This is a genomic window from Rhodococcus wratislaviensis (genome assembly GCF_041228765.1).
Lineage (GTDB): Bacteria > Actinomycetota > Actinomycetes > Mycobacteriales > Mycobacteriaceae > Rhodococcus_F > Rhodococcus_F wratislaviensis.
Genome location: NZ_CP150488.1, coordinates 3,580,851 through 3,603,555, shown reverse-complemented (window position 1 = coordinate 3,603,555; position 22,705 = coordinate 3,580,851). Strand labels below are relative to the sequence as shown.

The following is a 22,705-nucleotide window of genomic DNA, read 5'->3' as shown; positions in this document are numbered from 1 at the left end:
GGAATGATTTGGTCCCCCGCGCAGGTTGCGACTGGTCGAGACCATCAGAGGCAGGAGTGCTGTAGTGAGCGTGTTGTTCGAACCGATCACCTTCCGTGGAGTCACCGTCCCCAATCGGGTGTGGATGGCGCCGATGTGCCAGTACTCGGCCGACGTGACGGGCAGTGGTGTGGGGGTGCCCAACGACTGGCACCGGACGCACCTCGTGACGCGTGCCATCGGCGGTGCCGGGCTGATCCTCACCGAGGCGACGGCCGTCAGCCCCGAGGGCCGCATCAGCGCCGCCGACCTCGGCATCTGGAACGACACCCAGACCGAAGCCTTCGCGGAGATCAACGCACAGCTCGAGTACTTCGGCGCGGTCCCGGGCATCCAACTCGGTCACGCCGGGCGCAAGGGATCCGCGCACGTCCCGTGGCGCGGGGGCGGGAGCCTCGACGGCGACGATCGGCTGTCCTGGCAGACGGTGGCGCCGAGCGCGATCGGTTTCGGCGACCACACCCCGCCCGCCGCGGCGACGACCGCCGACATCCGGAAGGTGGTCGCCGATTTCGCCGCCGCCGCCGAGCGGGCGTCGCGGGCCGGTTTCAAGGTGGTGGAAATCCATGCGGCACACGGCTACCTGCTGCATCAGTTCCTCTCCCCGGTCAGCAACCACCGCACAGACGAGTACGGCGGCAGCTTCGCGGGCCGCATTCGCCTCCTGCTCGAGGTCGTCGACGCGGTGCGCGGGGTCTGGCCGGCCGAGTTGCCCGTCTTCGTCCGCGTCTCGGCGACCGACTGGCTGTCCGAGGAGCCCGGCCTCGACACGGACAGCTGGACGCCGGATCAGACCGTGTCCCTCGTGCAGGCCCTCGCCGACCTCGGCGTCGATCTCGTCGACGTCTCCAGCGGCGGCGTCGCGTCCGCCCGGATCCCGGTGGGACCCGGCTACCAGGTCCCGTTCGCCCGTCGCATCCAGAACGAGACCACGGTCCCGGCCGCCGCCGTCGGGCTCATCACCGAGCCGGAGCAGGCCGAGCGGATCGTGGAGACGGGTGAAGCCGTCGCCGTGTTCCTCGGACGCGAACTGCTGCGCGACCCGTACTGGCCGCGAAAAGCCGCACTCGCCTTGAATGCCCAGGTGACGCCGCAGATTCCGGCGCAATACGCGCGGGCGTACTGAGGCTCGGGCCGACAACCCCCCGTATCCTTTGCTACGGTAATCGCTCTTACAGCTGGTAGTCCCGCACCCCGGACGGTGGGGCGGGACCGAGCCACGAGCCAGAGCCGATCGGCGGGGGCCGCATCGCGCCGAAGGGCCGTGGGTTGCCGAACCCGACCAGCAATCGCCGTGCGGGCGACGAAAAGATGCGTGCATCAGGTACGTGCCCCGCGCGGGTGATAACTGCGCTGGGGAGCGCACGACATGACTGCACCAGATCACTCGATCACGTCGGCCGAGGTGGCCGAATCACCTGATGTCACGGTCACCGACGAGGCCTCCGTCAAACGAGCCGTCAAGGCCACCATGCTCGGTAACGCCATGGAGTGGTTCGACTTCGGCGTGTACGCCTACCTCGCGACCACCATCGGCAAGGTGTTCTTTCCCGAGGCCAGCGGTACCGCACAGCTGCTGTCGACGTTCGCGATCTTCGCCGCGGCGTTCATCGTCCGTCCCCTCGGTGGACTGTTCTTCGGTCCGCTCGGTGACCGGATCGGTCGCAAGAAGGTGCTCGCCACCACGATCATCCTGATGGCGGGCAGCACATTCGCCATCGGCCTCATCCCGAGTTACGGATCCATCGGGCTCGCGGCACCGATTCTGCTGGTGCTGTTCCGGCTCGTGCAGGGATTCTCGACGGGCGGCGAGTACAGCGGCGCCAGCACGTTCGTCGCCGAGTACGCGCCGGACAAGCGCCGCGGCTTCTTCTCGAGCTTCCTCGAATTCGGAACCCTCGCCGGGTATGTCGCGGCCGCGGGCCTGGTCACCATCATCAGCACCGTGGTCAGCGCCGACGCTCTGGTGGACTGGGCGTGGCGAATTCCGTTCCTGCTCGCAGGCCCGCTGGGCCTGATCGGCCTCTACTTGCGGTTGCGACTCGAGGAGACGCCCGCGTTCCAGCAGATGGAGCAGGCCGAAGAACGTTCGCTCGCAGAAGAATCCACGGGACGCAAGCTGCGCGAAACCCTGGTGGAGAACTGGCGGCCGCTGGTGCTGTGCGTCATCCTGGTCGCCACGTACAACATCGCGCACTACGGCCTGCTCAGCTACATGCCGACGTACCTGTCGAACACGCTCGGCTACGACGAGTCGCACGGACTCGTCCTCATGATCATCGTGATGCTCATCATGATGGTGTGCATCAGCTTCGTCGGAAAGCTTTCCGACCGGGTCGGTCGGAAACCGTTGCTGCTGGCCGGTTTCGTCGGGTTCTTTGCGCTGTCGCTGCCCGCGTACCTGTTGATCGGTGTCGGCCACTACTTCACCGTCTTCCTCGGCCTCGCGATGCTCGGCGGCCTCCTGCTGCTGTTCGTCGGCGTCTTCCCGTCGGTCCTTCCCGCGCTGTTCCCCACCGGAATCCGCTACGGCGGGCTGGCGATCGGTTACAACCTCGCGGTGTCGATCTTCGGTGGCACCACCCCCCTCGTCCTCACGGCGTTGCAGGATGCGACGGGCAGTGACCTCGTCGCGCCGATGTACATGATGGTCGCGGCCGTCATCGGCGGTATCGCGGTTCTGCTCATCTCCGAGACCGCCCGGAAGCCGTTGGAGGGTTCGCCGCCCGCCGTGGCCACGGACGCCGAGGCCCGCCGCATCCTGAAGCGTCTCCGCCGCACCAAGGGCGAGGCATCCGCGACACCCGCACAGGAGACGGCGGCCGCCGACGCGGGTTAGTCTCGGAAGATGTCCGCTCCCAGGGTCGCCGTGGTCGGCAGCGTCAACATGGACCTACTGACGGCGGCCGAGCGGTTACCCGCGCCGGGGGAGACGATCCTGGGCAGCGCCTTTGCCGCCACCCCCGGCGGCAAGGGTGCCAACCAGGCGATCGCCGCGGCGCGGGCCGGTGGCGCCGTGACGTTCGTCGGCGCCGTCGGCTCCGACGTGTTCGCTCTCGACCTGCGACAGGCCCTCGTGGACGCCGAGGTCGACACGCGGTACCTGCGCGAAGTGGACGGGCCGAGCGGAATCGCGGCGATCACCGTCGACGCCGCCGGCGAGAACAGCATCGTCGTGGTTCCGGGCGCCAACAGCACCGTGGTGGACCTGACGCCCGCCGAACTCGCGGCCGTCGCGGACGCCGACGTCCTGCTCTGCCAACTCGAGATACCCCTGGGCACCGTGCTGGCCGCGGCGGCGCACGCCGCAGCACACGGCACCGTCGTGATGTTGAATCCGTCACCGGCGCAGACACTTCCGCCCGAACTCGTGGAGCTGGTCGACGTACTCCTCGTCAACCAGACCGAGGCCGCGCAACTCGGCGCCGAGGTCACCGGCATCATCTCCCACGTCGTGACCACGCTGGGATCGTCGGGCGCGGACTACGCGGGCGGCGACGGCACCGCGCTCCACGCCGACTCCCCCGAGGTCGAGGTGGTCGACACGACCGGGGCGGGCGACGCGTTCGCCGGCGCCCTGGCCGTCTCGTGGCGGCGCGGGCCGGCGGCCGCCGTCCCGTTCGCGTGCACGGCGGGCGCGCTCGCCACCACCCGCCGCGGCGCCTCCACGTCATCGCCCACCCTCGCCGAGATCGAGGCGGCGCTGCCCGGCTGAGCGAGCTCCTGCCGTCGCCCGAATCCTCCGTGTCACCCGTGTCGTGCACCATGGGGGCATGACGACCGCCACCGAACCCGCACTCCGTGACGAGGCCGAACGGCTGCTCCGCGAGCTGGCAGGCGAGCACGCCACCCTCCGCGACGACCAGTGGACGGCGATCGAGGCGCTCGTGGTGGGCCGCAGACGGGCGCTGGTCGTCCAGCGGACGGGCTGGGGCAAGTCGGCGGTCTACTTCATCGCGGCAAAGCTCCTGCGGGCGCACGGGCACGGCCCCACGGTCATCGTGTCGCCGCTCCTGGCACTCATGCGGAACCAGGTGGCCTCCGCCGAGCGGGCAGGCGTGCGCGCCGCCACCATCAATTCCGGCAACGTCACCGAATGGGACGACATCCACGCCCGGGTCGCGGACAACGAACTCGACGTTCTGCTGGTCAGCCCCGAGCGTCTCAACAATCCCGACTTCCGCGACCAGGTCCTGCCCTCCCTCGCAGCCGACGCGGGTCTCGTCGTGGTCGACGAGGCGCACTGCGTGTCGGACTGGGGTCACGACTTCCGTCCCGACTACCGGCGGATCCGCACGTTGATCGCCGAACTCGGCGAGGGCATCCCCGTACTGGCCACCACGGCCACGGCGAACGACCGCGTCGTCTCCGACGTCTCGACGCAGCTCGGGGTGGGTGGCGCCGAAACCCTCGTCCTCCGCGGCGGCCTCGAACGCGAGTCGCTGCACCTGTCGGTCGTGCAGATTCCGGAGGCCACCGCCCGGGCCGCGTGGCTCGCCCAGAAGCTCGACAGCCTGCCCGGCTCGGGCATCATCTACGCGCTCACCGTGTCGGCGGCGCGGGATCTGGCGAGCCTGCTGTCCGAGCAGGGCCACACGGTCGCCGCCTACACGGGGCAAACCGACGCCGCCGAGCGCGAGACCCTCGAGCAGGACCTGCTCGGCAACCGCGTCAAGGCCCTCGTGGCGACGTCCGCGCTCGGCATGGGGTTCGACAAGCCCGACCTGGGGTTCGTCGTGCACCTCGGTGCGCCGTCGTCCCCCATCTCCTACTACCAGCAGGTCGGGCGTGCCGGACGGTCCACCGACCGCGCCGAGGTCATCCTGCTGCCCGGCTCCGAGGACAAGCAGATCTGGAGCTATTTCGCCTCAGTGGCGTTCCCCCGGGAGCACGTCGTGCGCCGGGTCATCGAGGTCCTCGACACCGACCGGCCGCAGTCCACGCAGGCGCTCGAGCCGCTGGTGGAGCTGGGTCGCACCCGGCTGGAGATGGTCCTGAAAGTCCTCGACGTGGACGGTGCGGTACGCCGGGTGCGCGGCGGCTGGGTGGGCACCGGGGAGCCCTGGACGTACGACGCGGACCGCTACGAGCGCCTGGAGCGGGCCCGCGAATCCGAGCAGCAGGCGATGATCGACTACCAGCGGATCACCACGTGCCGGATGGCGTTCCTGCGCGAGCAGCTCGACGATCCGGGTCTGGCGGCGGGAACCTCGGAGTGCGGCCGGTGCGACAACTGCACCGGAGTGCGCCACGACGCGACCGTGGACGCCGAGGCGGTGCAACAGACCAGGACGCGCCTCGAGCGGCCAGGCGTGGATCTCGCGCCCCGTAAACAGTGGCCCACGGGCCTCGCGAAGCTCGGCGTGACGCTGTCCGGGAAGATCGCGGACGGCCCCGAACCGGGGCGCGTCCTGGGCCGGCTGTCCGACCTGGGCTGGGGTCAGCGGCTGCGGTCCCTGCTCGACGAACCGGACGGACCTGCCCCCGACGCCGTCCTGAAGGCCTGCATCCAGGTGCTGGCCTCCTGGGACTGGGCCGAGCGTCCCACCGCCGTCATGGCGGTCGAATCCGCCACCCATCCCCTTCTGTCGGCGTCGATCGCGGGGCAGCTCGCCGCTGTCGGACGACTCTCCGACCTGGGAGTTCTGCGGCTGCGACCGGAGCATCCGCCGGTGTCCGCGGCCAATTCCGCGTACCGGGTGGCCGGGCTCGTCGACGCCTGGGAGGTTCCCGACCTTCGCGACGCATCCGGACCCGTGCTGCTCGTCGACACCCTCACGGACACCGGTTGGACCCTCACGATGGCCGCCAGGACGCTCCGCGCGGCGGGTGCCGCGTCGGTCCTTCCCTTCGCGCTCGCGAGTCTCAAATAGGCGAAGTGTGTCGCTTGCGGTTCACCCAAAAGTTACATAATGTGATGAGCATCACTTTGCACGTCTCACCTGCAAAGCTCCGCCGCCTGAACTGTCCAATTTCGCGAGGCACGTGAAATCGAAGGGGATGGTTGTTAGGTTCGAATTTCCAATGACGCCTGTTCAGAAGAGTGCCATCCCGACCACCGCGCCGGACGCGGTGTTGTTCAGAAGTCCAGAGATCACTGACGGAGTCCGGCTCTGGGAGATCGCCAGGAACACGGAAGTGCTCGATCTCAATTCGAGCTACGCATACCTGTTGTGGTGTAGAGATTTCAGCCGCTCGTCGGTCGTCGCAGTCGTCGACGAGCGCGTCGTGGGATTCGTATCGGGCTTCATCCGCCCCGAATCCCCAGCGACGCTGTTCGTCTGGCAAGTTGCCGTAGACGCAGACCAGCGCGGCAAGGGAATTGCAGGTCGCATGCTGAGCGCGCTGCTCGATCGACTTGCACCCGAAGGGATTACCCATCTCGAGACGACGATCAGCCCCGACAACGAGGCCTCGATCGCGCTGTTCACAGCATTGGCGCGTCGCCGAGATACGGCGATCAACAAGCAAGAACTGTTCTCCCCTAATGATTTTCCCGATGGACACGAAGCCGAAGATCTGTACACGATCGGCTAAGAGCATGCCCCGGAGGAATGCAGCAACATGACTAACTTCGATACGAACATCTTCGACAACCTCGAATCCGAGGTTCGCAGCTACAGCCGTGGCTGGCCCGCCGTCTTCGAGTCGGCGTCCGGATCGTGGATCCGCGACGAGAACGGCCGCGACTACCTCGACTTCTTCGCCGGTGCCGGTTCGCTGAACTACGGCCACAACAACCCGGTCCTGAAGTCGGCGCTCGTCGACTACATCGTCAGCGACGGCATCACGCACGGTCTCGACATGTCGACCGTGGCCAAACGCGACCTGCTCCAGACCTTCCAGGACAAGATCCTGAAACCGCGAGGTCTCGACTACAAGGTCCAGTTCCCCGGCCCCACCGGAACCAACACGGTCGAGGCCGCACTGAAACTGGCGCGCAAGGTGACGGGTCGTTCGTCGATCATCAACTTCACCAACGCTTTCCACGGAATGACGCTCGGCGCCCTGTCGGTCACCGGTAACTCGATGAAGCGCGCCGGCGCCGGAATCCCACTGGTGCACGCCACCCCGATGCCGTTCGACAACTACTTCGACGGCGTCACCGAGGACTTCCACTGGTTCCGCCGCGTGCTCGACGACTCGGGCAGTGGCCTGAACCGTCCGGCCGCCGTGATCGTCGAGACCGTGCAGGGTGAGGGCGGCGTCAACGTCGCCCGTGCCGAGTGGCTGCGCGCCCTCGCGGACCTGTGCGCCGAGCGCGAGATCCTGCTGATCGTCGACGACGTCCAGATGGGCTGCGGGCGCACCGGGCCGTTCTTCTCCTTCGAGGTCGCCGGCATCACCCCGGACATCGTCTGCCTGTCGAAGTCGATCAGCGGCTACGGTCTCCCGATGGCGCTGACGCTGTTCAAGCGTGAGCTCGACGTGTGGGGCCCGGGCGAGCACAACGGCACGTTCCGTGGCAACAACCCGGCATTCGTGACGTCGAAGGTGGCCCTGGACCACTACTGGTCCGACGACACCCTCCACAAGTCGACGCTGACCAAGGGCGAGAAGATCCACCAGGCGTTCACCGATCTGGCGAACCAGTTCGAGGGCTCCGTTTCCACCCGCGGTCGCGGCCTCGTCCAGGGTCTCGTGTTCGACGAGCCGGAGAACGCGGGCAAGGTCTGCAAACTCGCCTTCGACGAGGGCCTGCTCGCGGAGACCTCCGGACCGTCCGACGAGGTGGTCAAGCTCCTTCCGGCGCTCACCATCACCGACGAGGAACTCGACCACGGACTCGCCATTCTCGCCGACGCCACCGGCAAGGTTTGCAGCTAGAGAGAGGACTGACACTCACATGATCGTTCGTACCACCGCAGAAATCACCGACACCGAGCGCGACATCACCAGCGAGGACGGAAACTGGCGCAGCAAGCGCATCATCCTCGGCGGCGACAAAGTGGGTTTCTCGTTCCACGAGACCACGATCAAAGCGGGCTCGGTCAACGAGTTCCACTACGCCAACCACGTCGAGGCCGTCTGGCTCGTCGAGGGAACCGGCAAATTGATCGACCTCGACAACGACAAGGTCTACGAACTCGGCCCCGGTTCGATGTACCTGCTCAACGGTCACGAGCGTCACCGTGTCGAGCCCGACACCGAAATGCGCATGCTGTGTGTGTTCAACCCGCCCGTCACCGGCCGTGAGGTCCACGACGAGAACGGTGTCTACCCCTTGGTCGAGGTTCCCGCGTAAGTTCGACCCCATGGCCGACGACGCTGCTGTTCCAGCTATAGCCATCGGACCCGCCCCGGACCCGCTCCTCGAGGATGCGGTGCGCCGGGGCGGTGCCCGTGTGGCCCCCCTCGAGTCCGCGGACGCTCTGGTCTGGACCACGGGTCCGATCGGGTTCCCGGACCCGCTTCCCGAGAACATCCGCTGGGTGCAGTTGAACTCCGCGGGTGTCGAGGAGTGGTTCGCCGCGAAGGTGATCAGACCCGACACCACCGTTCTGTGGACGTCGGCGGCGGGCGCGTTCGCCGCCACCGTCGCCGAGCACGCGCTGACTCTGCTGCTGGCCGGGGTGCGGGCACTCCCGGAGCACCTGGAGGCGAAGACGTGGCGCCAGCAGGAGTTCTTCTCGAAGATCGGCACCCTGCGGGGCACCACGGTCGCCATCGTGGGTGCCGGCGGCATCGGCCGGGCGCTGATCCCGATGCTCGCGGGCGTCGGGGCCGACGTCATCGCGGTGAACCGCTCCGGCAGCCCCGTTCCGGGCGCGATCGAAACGCTCCCCACCACCCGTCTGGGCGAGGTGTGGGCCCGCGCGGACCACTTCGTGCTCGGGGCTCCCGCGACCGACGCCACGCACCATCTGGTCGGGGCGGCGGAGTTCGCACAGATGAAGCCGACGGCGTGGGTGATCAACGTCGCGCGCGGTTCGCTCGTCCACACCAATGCTCTGGTGAAAGCGCTGCGGGACAACACGATCGGCGGAGCGGGACTCGACGTCACCGATCCCGAGCCGCTTCCCGACGGCCACCCGCTGTGGGATCTGCCCAACGTGATCATCACCCCCCACGATTCCAACCCGCCTGCGGTCCGCCCCCCGGCGTTCGCGGAGCACGTGGCGCTGAACGTCACCCGCTTCGTCGCCGGTGAGAATCTCACCGCTCTGATCGATCCTGTCGTCGGGTACTGAACCGGCGCTACCCTGGAGTGCGTGTTCGCCCGACTGATCGACGTACTCGGTGGCCGGCGTCTGTGTGTGATCACGGGCGCCGGCATCTCGACGGACTCCGGGATCCCCGATTACCGGGGTCCGGATTCGCCACCGCGCAATCCCATGACGTACCAGCAGTTCACCGGTGACCCCGATTTCCGCCGCCACTACTGGGCGCGGAACCACCTCGGCTGGCGGCACATGGACGCCGCCCGGCCCAACACCGGCCACCGCGCTCTGGCGGGGCTCGAACGCGCCGGTGCCGTGCGTGCCGTCATCACCCAGAACGTCGATCTACTGCACACCAAGGCGGGCAGTCGCCGGGTGATCGACCTGCACGGCACGTACGCCCAGGTCCGGTGCCTGACGTGCGACGCCCTGATCTCACGGGCCACGCTCGCCGACCGGCTCGAGCGTGCGAACCCGGGATTCGCCGAAACCGTCGCTGCCGCACAGGGAGTGGAGATCGCACCGGACGCCGACGCGGTGATTACCAGCACCGAGCATTTCCGGATGGTCGACTGCGAGACGTGCGGCGGCCTGCTCAAACCCGACATCGTGTACTTCGGAGAATCCGTCCCGAAGCCGAGGGTCGCCGCCGCCTACGACGTGGTCGACGAGGCCGAGGCGCTCCTCGTGGCCGGCTCGTCGCTCACCGTCATGTCGGGACTGCGGTTCGTCCGCCGCGCCGCCAAACGCGGAATCCCCATCGTCATCGTCAACAGGGGGACGACACGCGGCGACGAGTTCGCCACCCTCACCCTCCACGCCGGCTGCTCCGACGCACTCACCGCACTGCTCGACGCGTCCTCCGCACTGCCTGCGTAACCCTCAGAGCGGCACCAGATCGTCCGCGTGGACGACGGGGCGCTGCATCTCCGCGGGCAGTTCCTGGGTCGACTTGCCCAGGATGTCGCTGATCTCGGCGGAGTCGTATGCCACCACTCCCCTGGCGACGGGACGCTCGTCGGGGCCGAGGAGCGACACGACGTCGCCGCCGTAGAACCGCCCCGATACCGCACTGATCCCCGCGGGCAGCAACGACCGCCGCTTGGTGACGACGGCACGCACAGCGCCCTCGTCGATGTGCAGGATCCCCTGCTCGTCCGCGGCGTGGCGTACCCAGAACTTGCGCGCCGACAACCGGGACGGCCGGGCCGCGAACGCCGTCCCCACCCCGGCGTCCCGCAGCGCTGCCCCGGCATCCGAGGCGGCGGCGAGCAGCACGGGCACGCCGGCATCGGCCGCGAGGCGCGCTGCCGACAGCTTGGACGCCATCCCGCCGGTGCCGAGAGCGCCGCCCGAGCCCGCGACCACCCCGTCGAGATCCTCGGGGCTGTTCACCTCGGGAATCAGCGTGGCGTTGCCCTTACGGGGGTCGCCGTCGTACAGCCCGTCGACATCGGACAGCAGGACCAGCGCGTCGGCGCCGACCAGGTGCGCGACGAGTGCCGCGAGCCGGTCGTTGTCACCGAATCGCAACTCCGCCGTGGCCACCGTGTCGTTCTCGTTGACGACCGCGACCGCGTGCAGCGCGCGCAGGCGGTCGAGGGTGCGTTGCGCGTTGCGATGCTGCGCGCGGCGCGCGATGTCGTCTGCGGTGAGCAGCACCTGCCCGACGGTGCGCCCGTACCGGGCGAACGACGTGCCCCAGGCGTGGGCCAGCGCCAGCTGGCCCACGCTCGCGGCGGCCTGCTTCGTCGCCAGGTCCCGTGGCCGCTTGGTCAACCCCAGCGGGGCCAGACCCGCGCCCACGGCCCCGGACGACACGACGACCACGTCGGAACCGGCACGCATCCGTGCCTCGATCGCGTCGGCCAGCGCGTCGAGTCGACCGACGTCGAGCCCGCCGACCAGGCTGGTCAGCGCGGACGATCCGATCTTCACGACGATGCTGCCGGCCGACGCGATCGTGCGCCGGGTGGCGCTCACTGGTCTTCGGGGTCGAGGCCTTCGAGACCGCGACGGACCCTGGAAGCGTGCTTGCGTTCGGTGGCGCCGATCCGCTCCACCTGGTCCAGACGCGGGTCGGTGCCGCGCCCGGTGCGGGTGAGATCGACACCGGCGGGTGTCTGGGGCTCCCAGTCGAAGCTCACGTTGCCGATCGTGACGGACGCGCCCGGCTCCGCACCCTGCTTGACGAGTTCGGTTTCCACCCCGAGCCGCGCGAGGCGGTCGGCGAGGTAGCCCACGGCCTCGTCGTTGTCGAACTGCGTCTGCCGCACCCAGCGCTCCGGCCGCGTGCCGCGGACGATGAACCCACCGGGAATCTCGGGATCGGCGACGACGCTGAAGCTGTTCTCGTTTGCGATCACCGGGCGGATCACCTGACGCTTCGGCTCGGCCTTCGGGTGCGCCTCACGGTAGTCCGCAACCAGCTTCGCCAGTGCGAACGTCAACGGGCGCAATCCCTCTCGGCTCACGGCCGAAATCGTGAAGATCGGCCATCCGCGAGCCTCGAGGTCGGGGGTCACCATCTCGGCCAGCTCCGCGGCCTCCGGCACGTCCGCCTTGTTCAGGATCACGATGCGGGGACGGTCCGCGAGGTCACCGAGCCCCGTGTCCCCGGACAACGCGCCCTTGTACGCCGCGAGTTCGGCCTCGAGCGCGTCGATGTCGGAGATCGGATCGCGGCCCGGGTCGAGCGTCGCGCAGTCGACGACGTGGGCCAGCACGGCGCACCGCTCGAGGTGGCGCAGGAAGTCCAGACCCAGTCCGCGGCCGTCGCTCGCGCCGGGGATCAACCCGGGCACGTCGGCCACCGTGAACGTGGTGTCGCCGCTCGACACCACGCCGAGGTTCGGCACGAGCGTCGTGAACGGGTAGTCGGCGATCTTCGGCTTCGCCGCCGACAGCACCGACACGAGCGAGGACTTGCCCGCAGACGGAAATCCGACCAGCCCGACATCGGCCACGGACTTCAGTTCGAGGACCAGTTCCCGCTCGACGCCGTCCTCACCGAGGAGGGCGAAGCCCGGCGCCTTGCGCGCCTTCGACGACAGGGCCGCGTTGCCGAGTCCGCCGCGGCCACCCTGGGCGGCCTCGAAGCGGGTGCCGACACCGATGAGGTCGGCGAGGATACGGCCGTCCTTGTCGAGGACGACGGTGCCGTCGGGGACCTTCAGGATCAGGTCGTCGCCCTGGGCGCCGTCACGGTTGCTCCCCATCCCCTGCTTGCCGTTGGTGGCCTTCGCGTGGGGGTGGAAATGGAAGTCGAGGAGGGTGTGGACGTTGCCGTCCACCTCGAGCACGACGTCACCGCCACGCCCGCCGTTGCCGCCGTCCGGGCCACCGAGCGGTTTGAACTTCTCCCGGTGTACGGAGGCGCAGCCATTGCCGCCTTTTCCGGCGCTGACGTGCAGCACGACGCGGTCAATGAATCGGGACATGACTGCCGGATCCTTCCTCAGTCAATTGTGTTGATCTCACTCTTGAAAAAAACAATAGGGGCGGACCGGGTATCACGACCCAGGTCCGCCCCTATTGGGAGCGTGAAACGTCCCTCACGGGACGATGCATACTCGCGGCAGGACTAGGCCTCTGCCGCCGCCGGAACGATGTTCACGGTCTTGCGTCCACGCTTGGTGCCGAACTCGACGGCACCGGCAGAGAGCGCGAAGAGCGTGTCGTCGCCGCCACGACCGACGTTGACGCCGGGGTGGAAGTGGGTTCCGCGCTGACGCACCAGGATCTCGCCGGCGCTGACGGACTGGCCGCCGAAACGCTTCACGCCGAGTCGCTGAGCATTTGAATCGCGACCGTTACGGGAGCTGGATGCACCCTTCTTATGTGCCATGTTCTTGACCCTCCTCGGGTGAAATCAGCTCTGAAGCTCTAGCTACTTGATGCCGGTGACCTTGAGGACCGTCAGCTTCTGCCTGTGGCCCTGACGCTTGTGGTAGCCGGTCTTGTTCTTGAACTTGTGGATCCGGATCTTCGGGCCCTTGGTGTGCTCGACGACCTCACCCGTGACCGAGATCTTGGCCAGCTTGTCGGCGTCGGTCGTCAGATCGGATCCGTCGACGACGAGAACGGGAGCAAGCGAGACAGCAGTGCCGGGCTCACCCTCGATCTTCTCGACCTTGACGAGGTCACCAACAGCGACCTTGTACTGCTTTCCGCCGGTCTTGACGATCGCGTACGTTGCCATCGGAGGGCTACCCCTTGCTTCTTCGAACTTGCTCGCGCCACAGTGTGCGCGACTGGTCTGGTGTGACGGCTAGCTCGGTCGAGATCGCGCAGCCTTCACAAGTGAGGGCACAGCTGACCTTCATCGCCGAGTAGCGACTGGTCAAGGTTACAGGAAGGCAACCGTTCCGTACAAACCGGCGTCGATTGCCTTCCCGAGGTCCCTCGTCAGTTGTCGGCGTCCACCGGCGGGCCGGCGGGACGTGCCGCGGCCCGGCGACGACGCGGCCTGCGCGGCGCTGCCTGCGAATCCGCGCCGTCGGGCGAGGACGCCGGCGGTCCGCTCACGGCCGAAGCCGACATGGCCGGTTCGGGCTCCGGTGCGTGCTCCGCGCCGGACTCCGATGTCGGAATCACGAATACCGTCCCGGCGCTCGGGGTTTCGGACACCGGCGCTGCCGCTGCCCTCGACACCCGCCGGCTCCGGCGCCGCGGCGGGGCCACCGGCTCCGGTTCGGGCTCGCGCTCCACGACGGGTTCCGGGGTCTCGGCGACCGGAGCCGCTTCGGCCGGCGCAGCTTCGACGACCGGCGCTTCGGCGACGGCTTCTTCGGCCACCGCTTGTTCGACGACAGCCTCCTCGACGACAGCGTCCTCCGCCTCGGGAGCCACGACCGCTTCCGCAGCCACCGCTGCCGGGGCCTCCGCCACGGCTTCCTCGATCCCGGGCAGGTCCGCCGCCGGCGTCTCCGCCGTGTCGGCGACCGCCCGCTCCGGCTCGGGAACCGCCGCGGCGGCCTGCTCCGCCGCGTGCCCGCTGTGTGCGTGCGCGGCCTCCTCCTCGTGATGGTGGTGTGCCATCGCGAGGGCGACCGGGTGGGCCCGCTTGACGGTGGCATCCACCGTCGGGGTCTCCTCGTGCACAGGAGGCTGCGAGGTCTCCCCGCCGGACGACTTGTCGCGTCCCCGCTTCTTGCGGGAGCCACCGGAATCGCCGCCGCGGGACGACGCGCGCGCACCGTTGTCCTCGGAGGTCTTCACCTCGATCGGCTCGGCGTGAACGATGATGCCCCGGCCGTGGCAGTGCTCACACGTCGTCGAGAACGCCTCGACCAGCCCGGTGCCCAGCTTCTTCCGCGTCATCTGGACCAGGCCCAGCGACGTGACCTCGGACACCTGGTGGCGGGTGCGATCCCGGCCCAGTGCCTCGGTCAGGCGTCGCAGCACGAGATCGCGATTCGATTCGAGCACCATGTCGATGAAGTCGACGACGATCATCCCGCCGATGTCGCGCAGGCGCATCTGCCGGACGATCTCCTCGGCCGCCTCGAGGTTGTTCCGGGTGACGGTCTCCTCGAGGTTTCCGCCGGCACCGGTGAACTTGCCGGTGTTGACATCGACCACGGTCATGGCCTCGGTGCGGTCGATGACGAGCGTGCCGCCGGACGGCAACCAGACCTTGCGGTCGAGCGCCTTCGCCAGCTGCTCGTCGATGCGGTGCGCCTCGAAGACGTCGACACTGTTGTCCGACGTGTGCTGCTCGAGCCTCGGCATGAGGTCGGGAGCCACCGACTTGATGTACGACTCGACCGTCGACCAGGCCTTCCCTCCCTCGATCACGAGCTTGGAGAAGTCCTCGTTGAACAGGTCGCGGATGACCTTCACGAGAAGGTCGGGCTCCTCGTACAGGGCCTGCGGGTTACCGGACTTGCCGGATTCCGCCTTCGCGGCCTGAGCCTCGATTCCGGCCCACTGATCCTGCAGACGCTTCACGTCGCGGGCGAGTTCTTCTTCGCTCACGCCCTCCGACGCGGTCCGGATGATGACTCCGGCATCCGAGGGCACGATGTCGCGCAGGATGTCCTTGAGGCGCTTGCGCTCCGTGTCGGGCAGTTTGCGGCTGATACCGGTGGACGTGCCGCCCGGCACGTACACGAGGAAGCGGCCCGCGAGGCTGATCTGCGTGGTCAGCCGCGCACCCTTGTGCCCGACCGGGTCCTTGCTGACCTGGACCAGCACCTGGTCGCCCGGCTTGAGCGCCTGCTCGATCTTGCGGGAATTGCCACCGAGGCCGGCGGCCTCCCAGTTGACCTCACCGGCATACAGGACGCCGTTGCGGCCGCGGCCGATGTCGATGAACGCGGCTTCCATGCTGGGCAGAACGTTCTGGACGCGTCCGAGGTACACGTTGCCGACCATCGAGGCCGACGCCGACGTGGTCACGAAGTGTTCGACGAGGACGCCGTCCTCGAGCACGGCGACCTGCGTCGTCGCGTGCGGTTGCCCGGTGGCGATGCGGTCGCGCACCACCATCACGCGGTCGACGGCCTCGCGGCGGGCCAGGAACTCCGATTCCGTGAGTATCGGCGGACGGCGGCGGCCGGCGTCGCGGCCGTCGCGGCGACGCTGACGCTTCGCCTCGAGCCGCGTCGAACCCGTGATGCCCTGGACCTCGTCCTTCGAGCGGCTCTTGTTGCGAGGTTCCCGCTCGTGGACGACGGTGTTCGGCGGATCGTCCTCGGACGTGGCCTCGCCCGAGCCCTCGACACCGGACTTGCGACGGCGACGACGACGGCGGCGACGGCTCGACCCGTCGGAGTCGCCCTCACCGGCCTCTTCGTCACCGGACTCCGCTTCGGCCTGCTCGGCCTCCGCGGGCTTGTCCTCGGAATCCTTCTTCGGCTTCTCTTCGGGCTCCCGAGTCGGCGCCTCGGCGACCTTGTCCTCGTGCGCGGACTCCTCGGCCTCGGCACCCTCGGTGTCGGTGTCGGTGTCCTGCTCGTTCTGCTGTTCGCCCCGTCCGCGACCACGGCCGCGACGGCCGCGGCGGCGACGGCGCGGCTGATCGCCGTCGACGTCGGACTCGTCCGACTCGGTGTCGGCGGTTCCGGTGTCCGTGGCCTTCGCGGGCTCGGTCACGTCCTCGCGCGATTCGGCGGCGGCCTGGCGCGGTTCGGCGGCGGCCTGGCGCGATTCGGCGACGGGCGGCTGCTCGGTGGTGGGTTCCGGTGTCCCGGCATCCCGGCGACTGCGCCGGCGACGCGGCGGGGTCTCGACCGCCGCGAGGTCGGGCTGCAGGAAGAGCGGGACCTGCGAGACGGCGGGCGGGGTCTCCGCGGCGGGCTCGGCGGCGGGCGCCTCGACCTGGTACGACGCGGTGGTGAACAGGTCTCGTCCGAGGTCGCGCTCGGAAACCGCGGCCTCCTCGGCGACGGGCTCCTGGGCGGGAGCTTCCTGGGCCGGGGCTTTCTCGGCAGGAGCTTCCTCGGTGGGAACCTCCGGAGCCGCGGTCTGCTCGGCCGCCGCTTCCTCGACGTCCGCGGCCGCGACCGGTTCCGGCGCGACCTCGACCGGTTCAGCGGCAGGGGTCTCCGCGACCGGTTCGGCCGCGGCGGGTGACTCGGTGGGAGCGTTCTGCGCAGCGGTGAAGGCCGCGTGCACGCGCTCGGCAATGTCGCGTTGCAGGCTGGACTGCGCGCTGCGCAGTTCCGTTCCGAGGGCCGCAGCCTCGGCGATTACCTGCTTGCTCGTCACGCCCAGCATCTTCGCGAGGGCGTGTACGCGAATCTTCTCCGGAAGAGCGGGAACCGTGCTCCCGGCGGTGGCCGTGTCGTTCGGCTCTGAATTTGTGGGCGGCGCTTGATCGGCCACGTAGTCTCCTCAGCCCCCGGGCGCGTCCACTCCCGTGTCTGGGGGTGTCACGCGGCCACGCGAGGGCGCAGTATGTGTACTCGCGCCCCAGATGTGAGCGCGAGATTGTCTGGTCTCGCTCCACACAGCGCGTGCAGTGTCCGTTTTCACTGCACACCCATGTAGTGCCTTACGGATGGCCGTGATCCACGGCGCGAGCGCCTGATCATCCAGCGTGCCGAAACGCCCAGGTATTTCCTGTTGACGCAGGGGCAGCGATGAAGGGCATCGAGCCGTGGTGTCATCCGGTCGAAGCCACGTGGTGCACAAATTGCGGTCCGACCACCCTCAGTATCCCACACGTGTGCCGCAGTCCGTGCCAGCGGCGCACGTATCGGTCTGGAACATGTTCCGCACGCGATGGCGCCGCCGGCCCGGAGGGCAGGTCGGTGGGTCGAGGGGTGGGTGAAGAGGTGGTGTCAGTTGGCGGCGAGGTGCGGGAACCAGAGGGCGATCTCGCGCTCGGCGGACTCGACCGAGTCGGAGCCGTGAACCAGGTTCTCCTGGGCTTCGAGCCCGTAATCGCCGCGAATCGTGCCCGGAACCGCCTTCTCCACCGGGTCGGTGCCACCGGCGAGCTGACGGAACGCGGCAATCGCTCGGGGACCTTCGAGCACTGCGGCAACGAGCGGGCCGCCCGTGATGAACTCCAGCAGGCCGGGGTAGAACGGGCGGCCTTCGTGCTCGGCATAGTGGGCGGCTGCGATATCGCCGGGAGCGGTGCGCAGGTCGAGCGCGGAGATCGTCAGACCTTTCCGCTCGATACGACCGAGGATTTCTCCTACATATCCGCGGGCAACGGCATCGGGCTTGATCAGTACAAGGGTGCGCTCAGTCACGGCGCACAGCCTAAATGGTCAGCCTCGCTGCCCCGGCAGCAGGCCCCGCTCCATTCGCTGACGGACGTTCCGGCGGAAGTAGAGGAGGTATCCCCACAGGATGGCGAAGACCACGCCGACCGAACCGATCGACACGTGGACGAAGAACCCGAGCAGGAGCCCCACCTGCAACAACAGGTTGTACTTCATCGCCCAGGGACGGCCCTGCAGGCCCGCCCCGAGAATCATGAGCACCGCGAGCCCCACGAGGTAGGTTCCGGACCACCAGGTGAGCCCCCCACCGACAGTCGCGACGACCGGCAGGGCGAGAAGCACCACGATGGCTTCCAGGATCAGGGATCCCGCGACCACCCCGCGGAATCCCTTCCACGGGTCCTTGGTCGGCGGCCCGAACTCCGGTTCCGAAGCACTCGAGTCTGGCTCGCTCACGCTGGATCCTTTCCGAAGAGGGTGCGGGCCGCGCCGGCGGTCACCACGGATCCGGTGACCACGACGCCGGCCCCCGATACTGCTTCACCGGGCTCGGCGACCTCCTCGGCCAGTCCGATGGCCGTTTCCAGCGCGTCCGCGAGTGTGGGTGCCACGACGACGCGTTCGTCGCCGAACTTGGCGACCGCGAGATTGGCGAGATCGTCGACGTCCATGGCCCGCGCCGAACCGTTGTTCGTCACGACGAGCTCGTCGAACACCGGTTCCAGCGCCGACAGGATGCCGTCGACGTCCTTGTCCCCCATCACGCTGACGACGCCGACGAGCTTGCGGAAGTCGAACTCCGCGGTCAGCGCGGCGGCGAGCGCACGAGCCCCGTCCGGGTTGTGGGCGGCGTCGAGGAAGACGGTCGGGGCGCTGCGTACGCGTTCGAGGCGTCCCGGGTTGACCACCGAGGCGAATGCCTCCCGGATGGCCTCCTGGTCGAGCTGGCGTTCCGGGCCCGCACCGAAGAACGCCTCCACGGCCGCGAGCGCGAGCGACGCGTTGCGCGCCTGGTGCTCCCCGTGCAGGGGCAGGAAGATGTCGGTGTAGACCCCGCCGAGTCCCTGCAACTCGAGCTGCTGGCCGCCGACGGCAATCTGCCGGGCGAGCACCGTGAACTCGGAGCCCTCCCGCGCGACCGCGGCATCCACCTCGACGGCCCGGCGGAGCAGCACCTCCATCACTTCCGGTGTCTGTTCGGCGAGGATCGCGACGGCGTCGCGGGGCACGAGCGCGTCCTCGCGGCCCTTCTTGATGATGCCGGCCTTCTCCTCGGCGATCCCGGCGAGGTCGTCGCCGAGATACTCGGCGTGATCGAGGCTGATCGGGGTGATCACCGCGATCTCGCCGTCGATGACATTGGTTGCGTCCCAACGCCCGCCGAGACCCACCTCGACGACGGCGACGTCGACGGGGGCTTCCGCGAACGCGGCGTAGGCCATCGCGGTGAGCACCTCGAACTTGCTCATCGCGGGGCCGCCGGCCGCCTGCGACTGCTGGTCGATCATCTGCACGTACGGTTCGATCTCCCGGTACGTGTCGACGTACCGGCGGGGCGACACCGGGCGCCCGTCGATGCTGATGCGCTCGGTGGCGAGCTGCAGGTGCGGGCTGGTGGTGCGGCCGGTGCGCCGGTGCAGCGCCGTGAGCAGCGCGTCGATCATTCGCGTCACCGACGTCTTGCCGTTGGTGCCGGTGACGTGGATGGCGGGATAGCCGTGCTGCGGCGAACCGAGCACGTCCATCAGGGCCGCGATCCGGGTGAGGGACGGCTCGATCTTCGTCTCGGGCCACCGCTTGTCGAGTTCCGCCTCGACCAGTGTCAGTTCCGCGAGGTCGACAGGACTGACTTCCTCCGGCGTGAAGTCGGGCGAGGTCACGCGCCTTCCAGCTCCTTCAATCGCTTGGTGATGCGTTCGATTTCTTCCGTCGCGATCTGCTGACGCGTACGGATCTTGTCCTTGACGGCGTCGGGGGCCTTGGCCAGGAACGCCTCGTTGGACAGCTTGGCAGTGGTTCCGGCGAGTTCCTTCTGCGCGGCCGCGAGGTCCTTCTCCAGCCGGGCCTTCTCGGCGCCGAGGTCGACGTTGCCGGACGTGTCGAGGTCGACGGTGACGGTGGCCTTGCTCAACCGCACCTCCACCGACGCGGACACCGCGAAACCGTCCTCCGGGTCGGTCAGACGCGCCAGCGACGTGACCGCGGCGAGCTGCGTGTCCAGATCGGCCTCGGCGATGCCGCTGATCCGTGCGGGCACTCGCTGCGAGGGCTTGAGCCCCTGATCGCTGCGGAACCGGCGCACCTCGGTCACCAGTCGCTGCATGTCCTCGACGCGCTGCGCCGCAACCACATCCGCGGCGGCCGCGCTCGACTGCGGCCAGTCCGCCACGACGACGGATTCACGCTCGGTGAGCGCCTTCCACAGCGTCTCGGTGACGAACGGGATCACCGGGTGGAGCAGGCGCAACAGGGCGTCGAGGACATTGCCGAGCACGGCCCTCGTGTTCGCCGCGACCGTGTCGTTCTCGGCGAACTGCACCTTGGCCAGCTCGAGGTACCAGTCGCAGACCTCGTCCCACGCGAAGTGGAACAGTGCCTCGCACGCCTTGCTGAACTCGTACCGGTCGAATGCGGCGTCGACCTCCCCGCGCACCTGCTCGAGGCGGTCGAGGATCCACCGGTCCGCGTCGGTCAGCTCGCCGCGTGCGGGCAGCGGTGCCGGCGCGGCTCCGTTCATGAGGGCGAACTTCGTCGCGTTGAACAGCTTGGTCGCGAAGTTCCGCGAGGACTGCGCGTGGTCCTCGCCGACGGACAGGTCGCTGCCGGGGTTGGCGCCGCGGGCCAGCGTGAAGCGGAGCGCATCGGCGCCGAAGCGGTCGACCCAGTCGAGCGGGTCGATGCCGTTGCCACGCGACTTCGACATCTTCTTGCCGAACTGGTCGCGGACGAGGCCGTGCAGGAACACGTCCTCGAACGGCATCTGCGGTCCGGACTTGCCGCCAGCGATGGCGTCGTCTTCCGACACATACGTGCCGAACATCATCATCCGCGCCACCCAGAAGAACAGGATGTCGTAACCGGTGACGAGAACACTTGTGGGATAGAACTTCTCGAGCTCGGGCGTCTTCTCGGGCCAGCCCATGGTCGAGAACGGCCACAACCCGGAGGAGAACCAGGTGTCGAGGACGTCGGGATCCTGCACCCAGCCCTCGGGCGCGGTCTCGTCCGGTCCGAAGCACGCGACCTCACCGTCGGGGCCGTACCAGATCGGGATCCGGTGACCCCACCACAGCTGACGCGAGATGCACCAGTCGTGCATGTCGTCGACCCAGGCGAACCATCGCGGCTCCTGGCTGGCCGGGTGGATGACCGTGTCACCGTTGCGCACCGCGTCACCGGCCGCCTTGGCGAGGGATTCGACCTTCACCCACCACTGCAGCGACAGGCGCGGCTCGATGGACTCACCGGTGCGCTCGGAATGTCCGACGCTGTGCAGGTAGGGCCGCTTCTCCGCGACCACACGCCCCTGCTCGGCGAGCGCCTCGCGCACCTTGACGCGCGCCTCGAAGCGGTCGAGCCCGTCGAATTGCGTTCCCGTGTCGGCGATCTTGCCGGTCTTGTCCATGATGGTCGGCATCGGCAGGTTGTGCCGCAGACCCATCTCGAAGTCGTTGGGGTCGTGCGCAGGCGTGATCTTGACGGCGCCGGTGCCGAACTCGGGATCGACGTACTCGTCCGCGACGATCGGGATGTCGCGCCCGGTGAAAGGGTGCTCGAGCGTCGTCCCGATCAGGTGCTTGTAGCGCTCGTCGTCGGGGTGGACGGCCACGGCGGTGTCGCCGAGCATCGTCTCGACACGGGTGGTGGCGACCACGACGTGCGGCTCGTCGTCGTTCAGGGAGCCGTACCGCAGCGAGACCAGCTCACCCTCGACGTCCTCGAACTTCACCTCGATGTCGGAGATCGCCGTCTGCAGCACGGGCGACCAGTTGACGAGACGCTCGGCCCGGTAGATCAGCCCGTCGTCGTACATGCGCTTGAAGATCGTCTGGACGGCGCGGGACAGCCCGTCGTCCATGGTGAACCGGTCGCGACTCCAGTCGACGCTGTCACCGATGCGGCGCATCTGGCCGCCGATGGTGCCACCGGACTCGCGCTTCCAGTCCCACACCTTGTCGATGAACAGCTCGCGGCCGAAGTCTTCCTTCGTCTTGCCGTCGACGGCGAGCTGCTTCTCGACCACGGTCTGCGTCGCGATGCCCGCGTGGTCCATGCCGGGCAGCCACAGCACCTCGTAGCCCTGCATCCGCTTGCGGCGGCTCAGCGCGTCCATCAACGTGTGGTCGAGAGCGTGACCCATGTGCAGGCTGCCGGTCACGTTGGGCGGCGGCAGGACGATGGAGTAGCCCGGCTTGTCGCTGTGCGGGTCCGCGCGGAAGTAACCGGCGTCTACCCAGCCCTGATACAGATCGTCCTCGACGGAACTGGGGTCCCAGCTCTTCGGGAGGGCATCGGCACGGTTCTGGCGATTTTCTGGAGCTGCACTGGTCACCCGTCGAGTCTAATGAACGCACGGATGACCGACGACGGGGCTACCGGGCCGCCTCGCTACTGGTCGCTGAACAGCGCGCGGTGCACCTCGGTGGCGGTGCGATGCTCGGGGTCGACGGGACGCAGCGCCTCGCTGGCGTCCTCGCCGCCTGCCTGGGATCCTGCGGTGCTGTGCAGCTCGGAGAAGAGCTGCACGTGGTGGTCGTTCAAGGGATTCCTCCGGTTCGTCTGCCGCATCCAGTGCGGCAACCACTCGAGAGTGTCGAGTATGCA

At 68.4% G+C, this 22,705-nt stretch carries 19 protein-coding genes; 9 read left to right on the top strand and 10 right to left on the bottom strand.

Annotated features, from left to right (window positions below):
* Positions 1–64: 64 nt before the first annotated feature.
* The 9 genes from WKC72_RS16495 to WKC72_RS16455 all read left to right on the top strand — a co-directional run bounded on the left by WKC72_RS16495 (position 65) and on the right by WKC72_RS16455 (position 10,079).
* Entirely contained in the window at positions 65–1,165 is a 1,101-nt protein-coding gene (locus WKC72_RS16495) for an NADH:flavin oxidoreductase/NADH oxidase (protein WP_370183434.1), read from the top strand.
* Positions 1,166–1,408: 243 nt separating this feature from the next.
* Positions 1,409–2,878, top strand: coding sequence for an MFS transporter (locus WKC72_RS16490; protein ID WP_370183431.1), 1,470 nt, complete (start codon positions 1,409–1,411; stop codon positions 2,876–2,878).
* A 9-nt stretch (positions 2,879–2,887) separates the two neighbouring features.
* Entirely contained in the window at positions 2,888–3,754 is an 867-nt protein-coding gene (locus WKC72_RS16485) for a ribokinase (RefSeq protein WP_037226359.1), read from the top strand.
* Between the two features lie 58 nt (positions 3,755–3,812).
* Complete coding sequence (locus WKC72_RS16480) at positions 3,813–5,912, top strand: ATP-dependent DNA helicase RecQ (protein WP_128641896.1); 2,100 nt, start codon at positions 3,813–3,815, stop codon at positions 5,910–5,912.
* A 151-nt stretch (positions 5,913–6,063) separates the two neighbouring features.
* Positions 6,064–6,576, top strand: coding sequence for a diaminobutyrate acetyltransferase (ectA, locus tag WKC72_RS16475; protein ID WP_009474013.1), 513 nt, complete (start codon positions 6,064–6,066; stop codon positions 6,574–6,576).
* Between the two features lie 27 nt (positions 6,577–6,603).
* Positions 6,604–7,866 carry a diaminobutyrate--2-oxoglutarate transaminase gene (gene ectB / locus WKC72_RS16470; RefSeq protein WP_112299446.1) on the top strand — a complete coding sequence of 421 codons (1,263 nt, stop codon included), beginning with the start codon at positions 6,604–6,606 and terminating at the stop codon, positions 7,864–7,866.
* 19 nt (positions 7,867–7,885) lie between these two features.
* Positions 7,886–8,284 (top strand): ectoine synthase, encoded by a 399-nt coding sequence (locus WKC72_RS16465; protein WP_005261294.1) that lies wholly within the window; start codon positions 7,886–7,888, stop codon positions 8,282–8,284.
* Between the two features lie 10 nt (positions 8,285–8,294).
* The gene (locus WKC72_RS16460) at positions 8,295–9,230 is read left to right on the top strand and encodes a D-isomer specific 2-hydroxyacid dehydrogenase family protein (protein ID WP_037226354.1); all 936 of its coding nucleotides are present in this window, start codon (positions 8,295–8,297) and stop codon (positions 9,228–9,230) included.
* A gap of 21 nt (positions 9,231–9,251) precedes the next feature.
* Positions 9,252–10,079: an NAD-dependent protein deacetylase gene (locus WKC72_RS16455; RefSeq protein WP_268790073.1), complete on the top strand. Its 828-nt coding sequence runs from the start codon at positions 9,252–9,254 to the stop codon at positions 10,077–10,079.
* 3 nt (positions 10,080–10,082) lie between these two features.
* On the opposite strand, the gene proB is transcribed toward WKC72_RS16455, so the two are convergent.
* The 10 genes from proB to WKC72_RS16405 all read right to left on the bottom strand — a co-directional run bounded on the left by proB (position 10,083) and on the right by WKC72_RS16405 (position 22,642).
* A complete protein-coding gene (gene proB / locus WKC72_RS16450) occupies positions 10,083–11,183 on the bottom strand; it encodes a glutamate 5-kinase (RefSeq protein ID WP_112299443.1) in 1,101 nt (366 codons plus the stop codon).
* A complete protein-coding gene (gene obgE / locus WKC72_RS16445; RefSeq protein ID WP_037226351.1) occupies positions 11,180–12,640 on the bottom strand; it encodes a GTPase ObgE in 1,461 nt (486 codons plus the stop codon). The genes proB and obgE overlap by 4 nt, the downstream gene beginning before the upstream one ends.
* Before the next feature lie 143 nt (positions 12,641–12,783).
* Positions 12,784–13,047: a 50S ribosomal protein L27 gene (gene rpmA, locus WKC72_RS16440; RefSeq protein ID WP_005248077.1), complete on the bottom strand. Its 264-nt coding sequence runs from the start codon at positions 13,045–13,047 to the stop codon at positions 12,784–12,786.
* Positions 13,048–13,089: 42 nt separating this feature from the next.
* A complete protein-coding gene (gene rplU / locus WKC72_RS16435) occupies positions 13,090–13,401 on the bottom strand; it encodes a 50S ribosomal protein L21 (protein ID WP_005248081.1) in 312 nt (103 codons plus the stop codon).
* Between the two features lie 206 nt (positions 13,402–13,607).
* On the bottom strand, positions 13,608–17,030 hold the full coding sequence (locus WKC72_RS16430) for a translation initiation factor IF-2 N-terminal domain-containing protein (RefSeq protein WP_370183422.1): 3,423 nt from the start codon (positions 17,028–17,030) through the stop codon (positions 13,608–13,610).
* 458 nt (positions 17,031–17,488) lie between these two features.
* Positions 17,489–17,908 carry a nucleoside-diphosphate kinase gene (gene ndk / locus WKC72_RS16425; protein ID WP_370183419.1) on the bottom strand — a complete coding sequence of 140 codons (420 nt, stop codon included), beginning with the start codon at positions 17,906–17,908 and terminating at the stop codon, positions 17,489–17,491.
* 18 nt (positions 17,909–17,926) lie between these two features.
* On the bottom strand, positions 17,927–18,337 hold the full coding sequence (locus tag WKC72_RS16420; RefSeq protein ID WP_005248087.1) for a DUF4233 domain-containing protein: 411 nt from the start codon (positions 18,335–18,337) through the stop codon (positions 17,927–17,929).
* Positions 18,334–19,761, bottom strand: a complete 1,428-nt coding sequence (locus tag WKC72_RS16415; protein WP_005261300.1) for a folylpolyglutamate synthase/dihydrofolate synthase family protein — start codon at positions 19,759–19,761, stop codon at positions 18,334–18,336. The genes WKC72_RS16420 and WKC72_RS16415 overlap by 4 nt, the downstream gene beginning before the upstream one ends.
* Positions 19,758–22,433 carry a valine--tRNA ligase gene (locus tag WKC72_RS16410; protein ID WP_370183416.1) on the bottom strand — a complete coding sequence of 892 codons (2,676 nt, stop codon included), beginning with the start codon at positions 22,431–22,433 and terminating at the stop codon, positions 19,758–19,760. Before WKC72_RS16410 ends, WKC72_RS16415 begins: the two co-directional genes overlap by 4 nt.
* Positions 22,434–22,489: 56 nt before the next feature.
* Complete coding sequence (locus WKC72_RS16405) at positions 22,490–22,642, bottom strand: hypothetical protein (protein WP_370183413.1); 153 nt, start codon at positions 22,640–22,642, stop codon at positions 22,490–22,492.
* Positions 22,643–22,705 lie beyond the last annotated feature (63 nt).

Bases quoted from the DNA above. Each gene is read 5' to 3' on its own strand.
- WKC72_RS16490 (WP_370183431.1), top strand. From the start codon at position 1,409: ATGACTGCACCAGATCACTCGATCACGTCGGCCGAGGTGGCCGAATCA.
- rplU (WP_005248081.1), bottom strand. From the start codon at position 13,401: ATGGCAACGTACGCGATCGTCAAGACCGGCGGAAAGCAGTACAAGGTC.
- obgE (WP_037226351.1), bottom strand. From the start codon at position 12,640: ATGTCCCGATTCATTGACCGCGTCGTGCTGCACGTCAGCGCCGGAAAA.
- ectB (WP_112299446.1), top strand. From the start codon at position 6,604: ATGACTAACTTCGATACGAACATCTTCGACAACCTCGAATCCGAGGTT.
- WKC72_RS16480 (WP_128641896.1), top strand. From the start codon at position 3,813: ATGACGACCGCCACCGAACCCGCACTCCGTGACGAGGCCGAACGGCTG.
- rpmA (WP_005248077.1), bottom strand. From the start codon at position 13,047: ATGGCACATAAGAAGGGTGCATCCAGCTCCCGTAACGGTCGCGATTCA.
- WKC72_RS16465 (WP_005261294.1), top strand. From the start codon at position 7,886: ATGATCGTTCGTACCACCGCAGAAATCACCGACACCGAGCGCGACATC.
- WKC72_RS16460 (WP_037226354.1), top strand. From the start codon at position 8,295: ATGGCCGACGACGCTGCTGTTCCAGCTATAGCCATCGGACCCGCCCCG.
- ectA (WP_009474013.1), top strand. From the start codon at position 6,064: ATGACGCCTGTTCAGAAGAGTGCCATCCCGACCACCGCGCCGGACGCG.
- WKC72_RS16485 (WP_037226359.1), top strand. From the start codon at position 2,888: ATGTCCGCTCCCAGGGTCGCCGTGGTCGGCAGCGTCAACATGGACCTA.